Genomic DNA, 12,943 nt, shown 5'->3' with positions numbered 1-12,943 from the left:
CCGTGCAAAATGTTGATGTTGCCATCGTTGGCGGCGGAATGGTTGGGCTGGCGCTGGCCTGTGGATTGCAGGGCAGCGGCCTGCGCGTGGCGGTGCTGGAGCAAAAGCCGCCTCAGCCCGTCGCACCTGATGCCCCGCCAGAACTCCGCGTCTCGGCGATTAACGCGGCCAGCGAAAAGCTGCTGACGCGTCTCGGCGTCTGGTCAGATATCGTCGCCCAGCGCGCCAGCTGCTATCACGGCATGGAAGTGTGGGACAAAGACAGCTTTGGCCATATTGCCTTCGATGATGAAAGTATGGGCTATAGCCATCTGGGCCATATCATTGAGAATGGGGTGATCCATCACGCGCTGTGGCAGAAAGCAGAGCTGTGCAGCGACGTGACGCTGGTCGCGCCTGCGCAGATCCAGCAGGTGGCGTGGGGCGAAAACGAGGCGTTTATCACCCTGCAAAGCGGCGACATGCTGACCGCGCGTCTGGTGGTCGGTGCCGACGGCGCAAACTCCTGGCTGCGTAATAAAGCCGATATCCCGCTGACGTACTGGGATTACCGCCATCATGCGATGGTGGCAACAATCCGTACCGAAGAGCCGCACGGCGGCGTGGCCCGGCAGATTTTCCACAACGACGGTATTCTGGCCTTCCTGCCGCTTGCCGATCCGCACCTGTGCTCGATTGTCTGGTCCTTAGTGCCGGAAAAAGCGCAGCAGATGCAGGAGGCGACGCCCGAGGCCTTTAACCAGGCGCTGTGCGTGGCGTTTGATAACCGCCTTGGCCTGTGCACGCTTGAAAGCGAGCGTCAGGTGTTCCCGTTAACCGGCCGCTACGCGCGCCAGTTTGCCGCGCATCGTCTGGCGCTGGTGGGCGATGCCGCTCATACCATTCATCCGCTGGCCGGGCAGGGCGTCAACCTCGGCTTTATGGACGCAGCGGAGCTGGTTGAGGAACTGCGCCGCCTGCATCGTGAAGGCAAAGATATCGGTCAGCATCTCTACCTGCGTCGCTACGAGCGCAGCCGCAAGCACAGTGCGGCGATGATGCTGGCAGGGATGCAGGGCTTCCGCGAGCTGTTTGCCGGGGCAAATCCGGCGAAAAAACTGCTGCGCGACATTGGCCTCAAGCTTGCTGACACCCTTCCGGGTGTTAAACCTCAACTTCTCCGTCAGGCGATGGGTCTTAACGACCTGCCGGACTGGCTTAAATAATATTGACCCCCGTCACACTATAATTTCCCGGCCTCTGCGCCGGGGAAATCCCCTCGTTTGAAATATTCTAATTTCACGTCATTTTTCGCATTAGATAATCTAATGTCGTCTTTTTCTTGTTACGGAAATTCGGCCCGTTTTTCCGCACGAAATATCACCATGTGCTAAATCCTGTTAGATCATTGTTAATTTTGTGCGGGGTTAATCGCATTTTTCCAGTGAATAACTCTGTAGGCTTTTCAGCGTTTTTTAGTCATAAGCTAATGTGATGACCCGTTTTACCTTATGGTTAACCGCCGGTTTCGGTGGTAAGTTCAGGTAAAAGAGAACGTTTGCGTCGGCATTCGGGAACGAGGCCGATACCGGGTTTCACGGTGAATTTTTCAACGAGGACAAGATGGCTCAACAGACTCCTTTGTACGAACAGCACGTGTTATGCGGCGCTCGCATGGTGGACTTCCACGGCTGGATGATGCCGCTGCACTACGGGTCGCAGATTGATGAGCACCACGCGGTGCGCACCGATGCCGGTATGTTCGACGTGTCCCATATGACGATTGTCGACCTGCGCGGTAGCCGCACCCGGGAGTTTTTGCGTTATCTGCTGGCAAACGACGTCGCCAAACTGAAGACGCCGGGTAAAGCGCTCTATACCGGCATGCTGAATGCTTCGGGCGGCGTGATTGATGACCTCATCGTCTATTACTTCACTGAAGATTTCTTCCGCCTCGTTGTAAACTCCGCCACCCGCGAAAAAGACCTCTCCTGGATCACCCAACACGCTGAACCTTATGCCATCGACATCACCGTCCGTGACGATCTGTCGCTGATCGCCGTGCAGGGGCCAAACGCGCAGGCGAAAGCCGCGTCTCTGTTTAACGACGAGCAGCGCAAAGCCACAGAGGGCATGAAGCCTTTCTTCGGCGTGCAGGCGGGGGATCTGTTTATCGCCACTACCGGCTACACCGGTGAAGCGGGCTACGAAATTGCGATGCCAAACGAGAAGGCCGCTGATTTCTGGCGTGCGCTGGTGGAAGCGGGCGTGAAGCCAGCGGGCCTGGGCGCGCGCGATACCCTGCGTCTTGAAGCGGGTATGAACCTCTACGGCCAGGAGATGGACGAAGGCGTCTCTCCGCTGGCCGCCAACATGGGCTGGACCATCGCATGGGAACCGGCTGACCGTGACTTTATTGGCCGTGAAGCGCTGGAGATGCAGCGCGAGAAGGGTACCGAACAGCTGGTGGGGCTGGTGATGAAGGAAAAAGGCGTGCTGCGCGGCGAACTGCCAGTGCGCTTCACCGATGCCGACGGCAATCATCTCGAAGGCGTGATCACCAGCGGCACCTTCTCCCCGACGCTGGGCTACAGTATTGCACTGGCACGCGTGCCGGCGGGCATTGGCGACACGGCGGTGGTACAGATCCGCAACCGCGAAATGCCGGTCCACGTGACCAAACCGATTTTTGTTCGCGCCGGTAAGCCGGTCGCCTAATCATTTTTATCAGGAGAACTTCAATGAGCAATGTGCCAGCAGAACTGAAATACAGCAAAGAACACGAGTGGCTGCGCAAAGAGGCGGACGGCACTTACACCGTAGGGATCACCGAGCACGCGCAAGAGCTGCTGGGCGACATGGTGTTTGTTGACCTGCCTGACGTGGGCACGACCGTTAGCGCGGGCGACGACTGCGCCGTGGCGGAGTCCGTAAAAGCGGCATCTGACATCTACGCTCCTGTGAGCGGCGAAATCGTTGCCGTCAACGACGCGCTGAGTGATTCGCCAGAGCTGGTGAACAGCGAGCCGTATGAAGGCGGCTGGATCTTCAAGATCAAAGCCAGCGACGAATCTCAGGTTGCCGCGCTGCTGGATGCGACCGCGTACGAAGGATTGTTAGAAGACGAGTAATTGTTTATCCCCCTCTCCCTCTGGGAGAGGGCAGGGGTGAGGGTGCCAGTCTTGGGGGGGGGGGGGGGGGGGGGCCGGGGGGGGGGGGGGGGGGGGGAGGGGGGGCGGGGGGGGGGGGGGGGGGGGGGGGGGGGGGGGGGGGGGGGGGGGGGGTTCTTTTAAAACGCCCCTGGTCCCCCCCCCCCCCGGGGGGGGGGGGGGGGGGGGGGGCGCCGCCAGTCTTCCCCTCACCCTAACCCTCTCCCAGAGGGAGAGGGAACTTAAATTCACTGCACGTTTCAGGAACCATCGCTCATGACACAGACTTTAAGCCAGCTTGAAAACCGTGGCGCCTTCATTGAACGTCACATTGGGCCGGATGCTCAGCAACAGCAGGAGATGCTGAAGACAGTTGGCGCGGATTCATTAAACGCACTGATCGGCCAGATTGTGCCAAAAGACATCCAGCTTGCCACGCCGCCTCAGGTGGGGGAAGCCACCACGGAATTCGCCGCGCTGGCGGAGCTGAAGGCTATCGCAGGCCTGAACAAGCGCTATAAGTCTTACATTGGCATGGGCTACACCAACGTGCAGTTGCCGCCGGTTATCCTGCGCAACATGCTGGAGAACCCGGGCTGGTACACCGCTTACACCCCGTATCAGCCAGAAGTCTCCCAGGGCCGTCTGGAAGCGCTGCTGAACTTCCAACAGGTGACGCTGGATCTGACCGGTATGGATATTGCCTCCGCCTCGCTGCTGGATGAAGCCACCGCTGCCGCCGAAGCAATGGCGATGGCAAAACGCGTCAGCAAGCTGAAAAATGCTAACCGCTTCTTCGTGGCGGCGGACGTGCATCCTCAGACGCTGGACGTTGTGCGCACCCGTGCGGAAACCTTCGGCTTTGACGTGATCGTCGACGACGCTGACAAAGTGCTGGATCACCAGGACGTCTTCGGCGTACTGCTGCAGCAGGTAGGTACGACGGGTGAAGTACATGACTACGGCACGCTGATTGCCGAGCTGAAGTCCCGCAAAGTGGTTGTCAGCGTTGCCGCCGATTTTATGGCGCTGGTGCTGCTGACGGCGCCGGGCAAACAGGGCGCGGATATTGTCTTCGGCTCTGCGCAACGCTTTGGCGTACCGATGGGCTACGGCGGCCCGCACGCGGCGTTCTTCGGCGCGAAAGATGAATTCAAACGCTCCATGCCTGGCCGCATTATCGGCGTCTCAAAAGATGCTGCCGGTAACACCGCCCTGCGCATGGCGATGCAGACTCGCGAGCAGCATATCCGCCGCGAGAAAGCGAACTCCAACATCTGTACCTCCCAGGTGCTGCTTGCAAATATCGCCAGCCTGTACGCCGTGTTCCACGGCCCGGCTGGCCTGAAGCGAATTGCCAGCCGCATTCACCGCCTGGCCGATATTCTGGCCTGTGGTCTGCAGCAGAAAGGCCTTAAGCTGCGCCACGCTCACTACTTCGACACTCTGTGTGTGGAAGTAGCGGACAAAGCGGCGGTGCTGGCGCGCGCGAATGCGGCAGAGATCAACCTGCGCAGCGACATCCACAACGCGGTCGGCATTACGCTGGATGAAAGTACTACCCGTGACGATATTCTGAACCTGTTCAGCGTGCTGCTGGGTGACGCGCACGGTCTGGACGTTGATGCGCTCGACAAAGAGGTCGCCCTCGACAGCCGCTCCATTCAGGAAAGCATGCTTCGTGTTGACGCGATCCTGACCCATCCGGTGTTCAACCGCTACCACAGCGAAACCGAGATGATGCGCTATATGCACTCTCTGGAGCGCAAGGATCTGGCGCTGAACCAGGCGATGATCCCGCTGGGCTCCTGCACCATGAAGCTGAACGCCGCGGCAGAGATGATCCCTATCACCTGGCCTGAGTTCTCCGAACTACACCCGTTCTGCCCGCCAGAGCAGGCAGAAGGTTATCATATGATGATCAACCAGCTTTCCGACTGGCTGGTGAAGCTGACCGGTTATGACGCGCTCTGCATGCAGCCGAACTCCGGCGCGCAGGGCGAATACGCGGGCCTGCTGGCGATCCGTCACTATCATGAAAGCCGCAACGAAGGACACCGCGATATCTGCCTGATCCCAAGCTCTGCTCACGGCACCAACCCGGCCTCTGCCCAGATGGCGGGCATGGAAGTGGTGGTCGTGGCGTGTGATAAGAACGGTAACATCGATCTGGCAGACCTGCGTGCGAAAGCCGAACAGGCGGGCGACAAGCTCTCCTGCATCATGGTGACCTACCCGTCCACCCACGGCGTATACGAAGAGACTATCCGTGAAGTGTGCGAAGTGGTGCACCAGTTTGGCGGTCAGGTTTACCTCGACGGCGCAAACATGAACGCTCAGGTGGGCATTACCTCTCCGGGCTTTATTGGCGCGGACGTGTCGCACCTGAACCTGCACAAAACCTTCTGCATCCCGCACGGCGGTGGCGGCCCGGGTATGGGCCCAATCGGCGTGAAAGCGCACCTGGCACCGTTTGTGCCGGGCCACAGCGTGGTGCAGATTGAAGGCATGCTAACCCGTCAGGGCGCGGTCTCTGCGGCACCGTTCGGTAGCGCCTCTATCCTTCCAATCAGCTGGATGTACATCCGCATGATGGGCGCGGAAGGGCTGAAGCAGGCGAGCCAGGTGGCGATCCTGAACGCTAACTACATTGCGACTCGCCTGAAGTCCGCCTTCCCGGTGCTCTACACAGGCCGCGACGGTCGCGTGGCGCACGAGTGCATCCTCGATATTCGTCCGCTGAAAGAGCAGACCGGTATTAGCGAGCTGGATATCGCCAAGCGTCTGATCGACTACGGCTTCCACGCGCCAACCATGTCGTTCCCGGTTGCGGGGACGCTGATGGTGGAGCCGACCGAGTCTGAAAGCAAAGCCGAGCTGGATCGCTTTATCGACGCGATGCTGGCCATCCGCATGGAGATCGACCGCGTGCAGGACGGCGAATGGACGCTGGAAGATAACCCGCTGGTTAACGCCCCGCACACTCAGCACGAGATGGTGGCAGAGTGGAACCACGGTTACTCCCGCGAGCTGGCGGTCTTCCCGGCAGGCGTGGCGAACAAATACTGGCCGACCGTGAAGCGTCTTGATGACGTCTACGGCGACCGTAACCTGTTCTGCTCCTGCGTACCGATGAGCGAATACCAGTAATTATTTGCCATACTGTAGGCCGGGTAAGCGTAAGCGCCACCCGGCTTTTTTTTATCTGGAGGTTGTGAATGGCAATTGCACTGGTCACCGGCGCGAGCCGGGGCATTGGGAAAGCCACCGCGCTGCAGCTGGCACGTGAAGGCTACACCGTGGCGGTAAACTATCACCACAACATTAAATCCGCGACGGACGTGATCAACCAGATCGTTGAGGCGGGCGGTAAAGCGTTTGCCGTGCGTGCGGACATCAGCGACGAAGCTCAGGTGCTGGCGATGTTTGACAGCCTCGATCGTGAAGGCGAGCCGCTTCGTGCGCTGGTCAATAATGCGGGCATTCTGTTTGAGCAATCCACTATCGAGAATCTCTCCGCTGAGCGCATTAACCGCGTCCTTGCGACCAACGTCACGGGCTACTTTCTCTGCTGTCGGGAAGCGGTAAAACGCATGTCCATCAAACATGGCGGCAAGGGTGGGGCGATAGTGAACGTCTCTTCCGCGGCATCGCGTCTGGGCGCGCCGGGTGAATATGTGGATTATGCCGCGTCCAAGGGAGCGGTGGATTCGCTGACAACCGGGCTATCGCTGGAGGTGGCGGCACAGGGTATCCGCGTGAATTGCGTGCGGCCCGGGCTTATCTATACTGATATTCACGCATCCGGCGGGGAGCCGGGGCGGGTGGATCGCGTGAAATCGCTGCTGCCGATGCAGCGCGGCGGCCAGCCGGAAGAGGTGGCCCAGGCGATTGTCTGGCTGCTGAGCGAGAAGGCGTCGTACGTAACGGGTAGTTTTATCGAGTTAGCGGGTGGGAAATAAACCCCTCACCCTAACCCTCTCCCCAAAGGGGAGAGGGGATCACTGCGTTAAAGTTTTTCGCCGTTGCTGGCAATCACTTCCTTATACCAGTTAAAGCTCTTCTTACGGGAGCGCGACATGTCGCCCGTTCCGTCGTCGTGCTTGTTCACGTAGATAAAGCCGTAGCGCTTGCTGTACTGGCCGGTGGTGAACGACACGCAGTCGATGCAGCCCCACGGGGTATAGCCCATCAGATCCACGCCATCGTGCGTGACGGCTTTGATCATCTCTTCCACGTGTGCACGCAGGTAGTCGATACGATAGTCATCGTTGATGCTGCCGTCTTCTTCCACTTTATCATAGGCGCCGAAGCCGTTTTCCACGATAAACAGCGGCTTCTGATAACGCTCGTACAGCTCGCACAGGGAATAACGCAGGCCCACCGGGTCAATCTGCCAGCCCCAGTCGGACGCCTTCACGTGCGGGTTCGGCACACTGCCTTCAAAGCCGGAGATGGCGTCACCGGTACCGCCTTCCGCCTTCACCGCGTTGGTCATGTAGTAGCTGAAACCTAAGTAGTCGCAGGTACCTTCACGCAGGATCTGCTCGTCGCCTGCCTCCATTTTGATGGAGAAGCCGCGGCGCTCCCACTCGTTCAGCACGTAGGACGGGTAGTAACCACGCAGCTGGACGTCGGTAAAGACATAGCGCTCGCGCATCGATTCCTGGGCGAACATCACGTCTTCCGGTTTGCAGGAGAATGGATAGAGCGCCACCATGGCCAGCATGCAGCCGACTTTCATCTCCGGGTTGATGCGGCGCGCGGCTTTCACCGCCAGGGCGCTGGCCACAAACTGGTGGTGCAGGACCTGGTACATGGTCTCTTCCGGATTGTTATGTTCGGTATAGACCACGCCCGAGCAGCAGTAACCGAACAGCGGCGCGCGCCAGTTACGCTGGTTATTGATTTCGTTGAAGGTCATCCAGTATTTGACCTTGTTTTTGTAGCGCTCGAAGACCACTTCCGCGAAGCGCACAAAGAAATCGACCACTTTACGGTTGGTCCAGCTACCGTACTCCTGCACCAGGTGCAGCGGCATTTCGAAGTGGGAGAGGGTGATCACCGGTTCGATGTTGTACTTCAGCAGCTCATCGAACATGTCGTCGTAGAATTTTAGCCCTTCCTCGTTTGGCTGCGTTTCGTCACCTTTCGGGAATATGCGTGTCCAGGCAATAGAGGTACGGAAGCACTTGAAGCCCATCTCGGCAAACAGCTTGATGTCTTCTTTATAGTGGCCGTGGAAATCGATGGCCTCATGATTGGGGTAATATTTACCCGGCACCACCTCCTGCGTGATTTCGCGTGGCACGCCGTGTGCGCCGCCGGTCAAGACGTCGCAAATGCTTGGCCCTTTGCCGCCTTTGTTCCAGCCGCCTTCAACCTGGTGAGCGGCAACCGCGCCGCCCCATAAAAAATCTTTCGGTAAGGTTAATTTTTTCATCGCTGCTATTCTCAATAAATGGCTTATTGGCATTGAGTCTAGCAAAGCGAAATTGAATGTCACGATATAACAATTTGCGGAAATTGTGATTTGTCACATCAAAAAAACAGGGTGTTTTATTCCGTCAATTTCTTCGCCAGCTTGCGTCCGAGGGATTCCAGAATATAGATGACGGGGATTTGCGTGGTGATATCGTAGACGCCGCCAATTCGCGTCTGGGGAACGTGCCAGGAGAGATTAAAGTCCGCCAGTTTTGCCAGGCGAGAGTGCTCATGGCTGGTGATGGAGAGCACCTTACAGTGATGCAGGCTGAACTGGCTGGCGAAGCGCAGTATCTCCTCGGTTTCGCCTGAGACGGAGAGCACAATGGCCAGCGCATTTTTCGCCATATCATTGGTGACAGGGAAATAAGGGTCATCAATATGATTACTGAATTTACCAATATTCGAAAAGAAACGTGCGCCATATTTCGCCAGTGAGCCTGACGTGCCCGCCCCGACAAAAATAATGCGCTCTGAAGAGAGAATGATATTTACCGCGTCATCTAATAACGCGTCGAACTCTTCATTATTGACGCTTTTAAAGAAGCTGATAATTTCGCTGGCACCGAAATTCGCCTGCTGGGGCTCATTCTGCTCAAGATAGAGCTTAAAGCGCACGCGAAATTCCGAATATCCTTCGCAGTTGAGCTTGCGGCAAAAGCGCAGGATGGTGGTGGTTGAGACTCCGGCCGCATCCGCCAGCTCGCGGATGGTCATATACATCACTTTGTCTCGATTTTTGATGACATAGTTGTAGACCATCATCTCCAGGTTATTGAGACTGGCAATGGCGGAGTGGGTGAACATACTCACTGTGGCAAAACTCTCATTCAGACCTCATTTATCCATCATAACATGCAGCCAGACGGCACGGGCCAATTTTATGCCATTGATTAGTAACGCTTAAATTTTTATGTGAACAAATGTCAGGTGAATTATTTGTTTATGTTTTTGATTTTTATTATAAAAATTTACGTTAAAATTATTTTAGCTAACAGGTGTTCACTGGAATCATTCTCAGTTAGCATAGTCATGCGATGAATAATCATCTTTAGTTTTCCCGGAGTTTTGTATGGCGAGCAGACCATTAATCGCACAGGGATATTCGCTGGCTGAGGAAGTAGCCAACAGCATCAGCCACGGCATTGGCCTGGTGTTTGGGATTGTCGGTTTAGTGTTATTGCTGGTACAGGCGGTAGATACCAATGCCAGCGCGATGGCGATTACCAGCTATAGCCTGTATGGCGGAAGCATGATCCTGCTATTCCTGGCGTCGACGCTCTATCACGCGATTCCGCATCAACGGGCCAAAATATGGCTCAAGAAATTTGACCACTGCGCTATCTATCTGCTGATTGCGGGTACCTATACGCCTTTCCTGCTGGTGGGGCTCAATTCACCGCTGTCGCGCGGCCTGATGATAGTTATCTGGAGCCTGGCACTGCTGGGGATCCTGTTTAAGCTGACGATTGCGCACCGGTTTAAGGTGTTGTCGCTTGTCACCTATCTGACGATGGGCTGGCTGTCACTGATTGTAGTGTATCAGCTGGCGATTAAGCTGGCGGTCGGCGGGGTAACGCTGCTGGCCGTGGGTGGCGTGGTGTACTCGCTGGGCGTTATTTTCTACGTCTGCAAGCGCATCCCGTACAATCATGCTATCTGGCACGGTTTTGTTCTGGGCGGCAGCGTGTGCCACTTTTTGGCGATTTATTTGTACGTGGGGCAGGTGTAGTTTTTTCCACCGTGCGGGCGGTGGCCCGCCCCCCGGCCCGCCCCCACCGGCAGAGGGAGGACACCTGTCGACGATTACTCTTCCAGTGAATACGGCAGCGGCTCAATACTCAACGTATTGGCGTCGTCGCGCACGCGGAACACGCTGTCGGCTTCCATGTCGTTGTTCATGACGGCTTGAACCAAAAGACGGCCATCGTCCAGCTGTACGGCAGCTAACACGGTGCCTGTACGGCGCCAGTTATCGCCCATCTTCAGTTCTAAGTCTTCACCCGCTTCCGGTACGCGGCTGGCATGGCCCGCCAGTGTCCACAGCGCGCGTTTGTTTGCCCCACGGAATTTTGCACGCGCCACCATTTCCTGGCCGGTGTAGCAGCCTTTTTTAAAGCTGATGCCCCCCAGCGCCTGCAGGTTAGTTGCCTGAGGAATAAACTGCGCGCTGTTGGCTGCGTCAATCACCGGCAGACCCGCTTCGATGTTCAGCGCCAGCCACTGCTGGCTGTTGTTGAGCTGCGCTTCGCCGCGCAGCGCATCGGTCACGCGTTCGGCGGTTGCGGCATCCGTGACTAACAGGAAGCGCTCTGCCGGGTGTTCAAACCACAGAATGGAGGTCGCGCCCTCGCTGACCACCTGTTTTTCTGCATCCGGCAGTTCAGCAAACAGGTTTTTCAGCGCTGCACGCGCCTGGAAGCCCGCCACGCCCAGCAGAACATGTTCGTCGTCCGGGGCGATGGTGACTTTGGAAAAGACTGCGTATTTTTTCAGCTCTTTGAGCTGCGCATCACGCAGGCTGCGGCGTTCGATAAAGGCAAACCCATCCTGACGGCGGAACAGACGCAGGTTGCTCCACATTTTGCCTTTAGGATCGCAGTGCGCGGCCAGCAGATGCTGGTGTTCAGTCATCTGCGCGACATCCGCGGTGACCTGACCCTGCAGGTATTTTTCGGCGTCAGCGCCGGAGAGGGTAGCCAGCGCCCAGTCATCAAGAGAAATAAGCGTCAGCGGCAGACGCGCAGAGGCGGCGGGCTGGCGAGGAGAAAATGGTGTAAATGCCATAACGATATCCTGAATTGCTTAACGCTTTGATAATGCCTAATGGTAAAAGAGCCTGCAGGCATTGCAAGCGCTTTCAGCAGACCATTTGTGCCATAAACCGGTTATGCGTAGCGCTAAGCAAAATAGTGTAATCCGCTGTCTTTGTAGGGAATATTCTGGAAGCCAGCTCCTCGATCGCAATATTCCAGTAATGAAACGGTCAAAAACACGTTACACTAGCTGGTGTCCCCGTAAAGAAATTAAGAACAGAGAACGGGGTACCGACTGTGCCAAACGTAATGCAGGAAACTGAACATGGATATTAACAACAAGGCCCGTATTCACTGGGCATGCCGTCGCGGCATGCGTGAACTTGATATTTCCATCATGCCTTTCTTCGAATATGAGTACGACAGCTTAAGCGATGATGATAAGCGTCTGTTTGTTCGGTTGCTTGAGTCTGACGATCCGGATTTATTCAACTGGCTGATGAACCACGGCAAACCCGCCGACACCGAGTTGCAACGGATGGTGCAATTAATTCAAACACGGAATCGGGAACGTGGTCCTGTGGCAATCTGATCTTCGCGTCTCGTGGCGCTCGCAGTGGATGTCTTTATTGCTCCACGGCCTGGTTGCGGCCATCGTGTTGCTGATGCCGTGGCCCCTGAGCTATACGCCGCTGTGGCTGCTGTTGCTGTCGTTTGTCGTTTTTGACAGCGTACGCAGCCAGCGTCGCATTAATGCGCGCCAGGGGGAAATCAAGTTACTGATGGACTCCCGCCTGCGCTGGCAGGGAAAAGAGTGGGATATTCTTGGTATGCCCTGGATGCTCAACTCCGGGATGATGTTACGGTTACGCAAGGTTGATGGCGGACGTTGCCAGCACCTGTGGCTGGCGGCTGACAGCATGGACGCGTCAGAATGGCGGGATCTGCGCCGGATGTTGCTGCAACAGCCGACGCAGGAGTAGGGGGCGTTAGCTAAATTTTTCTGCCATTTCGCCGAGGATCTGCTCGCACCAGGTCTGCAGGCGCTCGTCGCTGAGATCGTACTGATTGGTTTCATCCAGCGCGAGCCCAACAAACAGCTCGCCGTCGGCAATAATCGGTTTTTTACTGGTGAATTCATACCCTTCGGTTGGCCAGTAGCCGATAAACGTCGCCCCTTTTGGTGCCAGCTTGTCGTGCAGCATGCCCAGTGCGTCCAGGAACCATTCGCCGTAGCCCAACTGGTCACCCATGCCGTACATCGCAATAATTTTACCGTCGAAATTGACTGAATCGAGCTGATCCCAGATGGCTTCCCAGTCTTCCTGTATCTCCCCAAAATCCCAGGTTGGGATGCCGAGGATCAGCACATCGTACTGTTCCATCAGCGCGACCGCGTCATCTTTCAGGTTATGCAACGTCACCAGTTCCGGGCCAATGATGTCGCGAATTTTCTCTGCCGCCATCTCGGTGTAGCAGGTGCTGGAACCATAGAACAGACCAATATTCATCGCGTAACTATCTCAATTCATGCTTTGACATTGCGCGTAGTGTACCAGAAACCGGTCGCAATCA

Annotated in this window: 12 protein-coding genes; 8 read left to right on the top strand and 4 right to left on the bottom strand. The window is 56.7% G+C overall.

Going from position 1 to position 12,943, the window contains the following annotated elements; all coding sequences use genetic code 11:
- Positions 1 to 2 precede the first annotated feature (2 nt).
- The 5 genes from ubiI (at position 3) to URZ40_RS04080 (ending at position 7,090) form a co-directional block, all read left to right on the top strand.
- Positions 3 to 1,205 (top strand): FAD-dependent 2-octaprenylphenol hydroxylase, encoded by a 1,203-nt coding sequence (gene ubiI, locus URZ40_RS04100; RefSeq protein ID WP_116341907.1) that lies wholly within the window; start codon positions 3 to 5, stop codon positions 1,203 to 1,205.
- Positions 1,206 to 1,602: 397 nt separating this feature from the next.
- Entirely contained in the window at positions 1,603 to 2,697 is a 1,095-nt protein-coding gene (gcvT, locus tag URZ40_RS04095) for a glycine cleavage system aminomethyltransferase GcvT (protein WP_116341905.1), read from the top strand.
- A 23-nt stretch (positions 2,698 to 2,720) separates the two neighbouring features.
- A complete protein-coding gene (gene gcvH / locus URZ40_RS04090) occupies positions 2,721 to 3,110 on the top strand; it encodes a glycine cleavage system protein GcvH (protein ID WP_320719824.1) in 390 nt (129 codons plus the stop codon).
- A 294-nt stretch (positions 3,111 to 3,404) separates the two neighbouring features.
- Positions 3,405 to 6,278 carry an aminomethyl-transferring glycine dehydrogenase gene (gene gcvP / locus URZ40_RS04085; RefSeq protein ID WP_163329634.1) on the top strand — a complete coding sequence of 958 codons (2,874 nt, stop codon included), beginning with the start codon at positions 3,405 to 3,407 and terminating at the stop codon, positions 6,276 to 6,278.
- A gap of 68 nt (positions 6,279 to 6,346) precedes the next feature.
- Positions 6,347 to 7,090, top strand: coding sequence for an SDR family oxidoreductase (locus tag URZ40_RS04080; RefSeq protein ID WP_316380095.1), 744 nt, complete (start codon positions 6,347 to 6,349; stop codon positions 7,088 to 7,090).
- A gap of 47 nt (positions 7,091 to 7,137) precedes the next feature.
- Here the strand turns inward: URZ40_RS04080 and bglA are convergent, their stop codons facing one another.
- Both bglA and URZ40_RS04070 read right to left on the bottom strand, forming a co-directional pair.
- The gene (bglA, locus tag URZ40_RS04075; protein ID WP_116341901.1) at positions 7,138 to 8,571 is read right to left on the bottom strand and encodes a 6-phospho-beta-glucosidase BglA; all 1,434 of its coding nucleotides are present in this window, start codon (positions 8,569 to 8,571) and stop codon (positions 7,138 to 7,140) included.
- A 116-nt stretch (positions 8,572 to 8,687) separates the two neighbouring features.
- Complete coding sequence (locus URZ40_RS04070) at positions 8,688 to 9,419, bottom strand: MurR/RpiR family transcriptional regulator (RefSeq protein ID WP_192982836.1); 732 nt, start codon at positions 9,417 to 9,419, stop codon at positions 8,688 to 8,690.
- 265 nt (positions 9,420 to 9,684) lie between these two features.
- Between URZ40_RS04070 and URZ40_RS04065 the strand changes: the two genes are divergently transcribed.
- Positions 9,685 to 10,344: a hemolysin III family protein gene (locus URZ40_RS04065; RefSeq protein WP_023331242.1), complete on the top strand. Its 660-nt coding sequence runs from the start codon at positions 9,685 to 9,687 to the stop codon at positions 10,342 to 10,344.
- A gap of 74 nt (positions 10,345 to 10,418) precedes the next feature.
- Here the strand turns inward: URZ40_RS04065 and ygfZ are convergent, their stop codons facing one another.
- Positions 10,419 to 11,399 carry a tRNA-modifying protein YgfZ gene (ygfZ, locus tag URZ40_RS04060; protein ID WP_116341899.1) on the bottom strand — a complete coding sequence of 327 codons (981 nt, stop codon included), beginning with the start codon at positions 11,397 to 11,399 and terminating at the stop codon, positions 10,419 to 10,421.
- Between the two features lie 294 nt (positions 11,400 to 11,693).
- Between ygfZ and sdhE the strand changes: the two genes are divergently transcribed.
- Entirely contained in the window at positions 11,694 to 11,960 is a 267-nt protein-coding gene (gene sdhE / locus URZ40_RS04055) for an FAD assembly factor SdhE (RefSeq protein WP_010435322.1), read from the top strand.
- Positions 11,941 to 12,351: a protein YgfX gene (locus URZ40_RS04050; protein ID WP_116341897.1), complete on the top strand. Its 411-nt coding sequence runs from the start codon at positions 11,941 to 11,943 to the stop codon at positions 12,349 to 12,351. Before sdhE ends, URZ40_RS04050 begins: the two co-directional genes overlap by 20 nt.
- A gap of 6 nt (positions 12,352 to 12,357) precedes the next feature.
- Here the strand turns inward: URZ40_RS04050 and fldB are convergent, their stop codons facing one another.
- On the bottom strand, positions 12,358 to 12,879 hold the full coding sequence (fldB, locus tag URZ40_RS04045) for a flavodoxin FldB (protein WP_116341895.1): 522 nt from the start codon (positions 12,877 to 12,879) through the stop codon (positions 12,358 to 12,360).
- Between the last annotated feature and the right edge of the window lie 64 nt (positions 12,880 to 12,943).

It is taken from the genome of Enterobacter sp. 296B2 (genome assembly GCF_034106185.1).
Taxonomy (GTDB): Bacteria; Pseudomonadota; Gammaproteobacteria; order Enterobacterales; family Enterobacteriaceae; genus Enterobacter; species Enterobacter cloacae_N.
The sequence above is the reverse complement of the archived record's forward strand: the minus strand, read 5'-3'. Positions and strand labels throughout refer to the sequence as shown.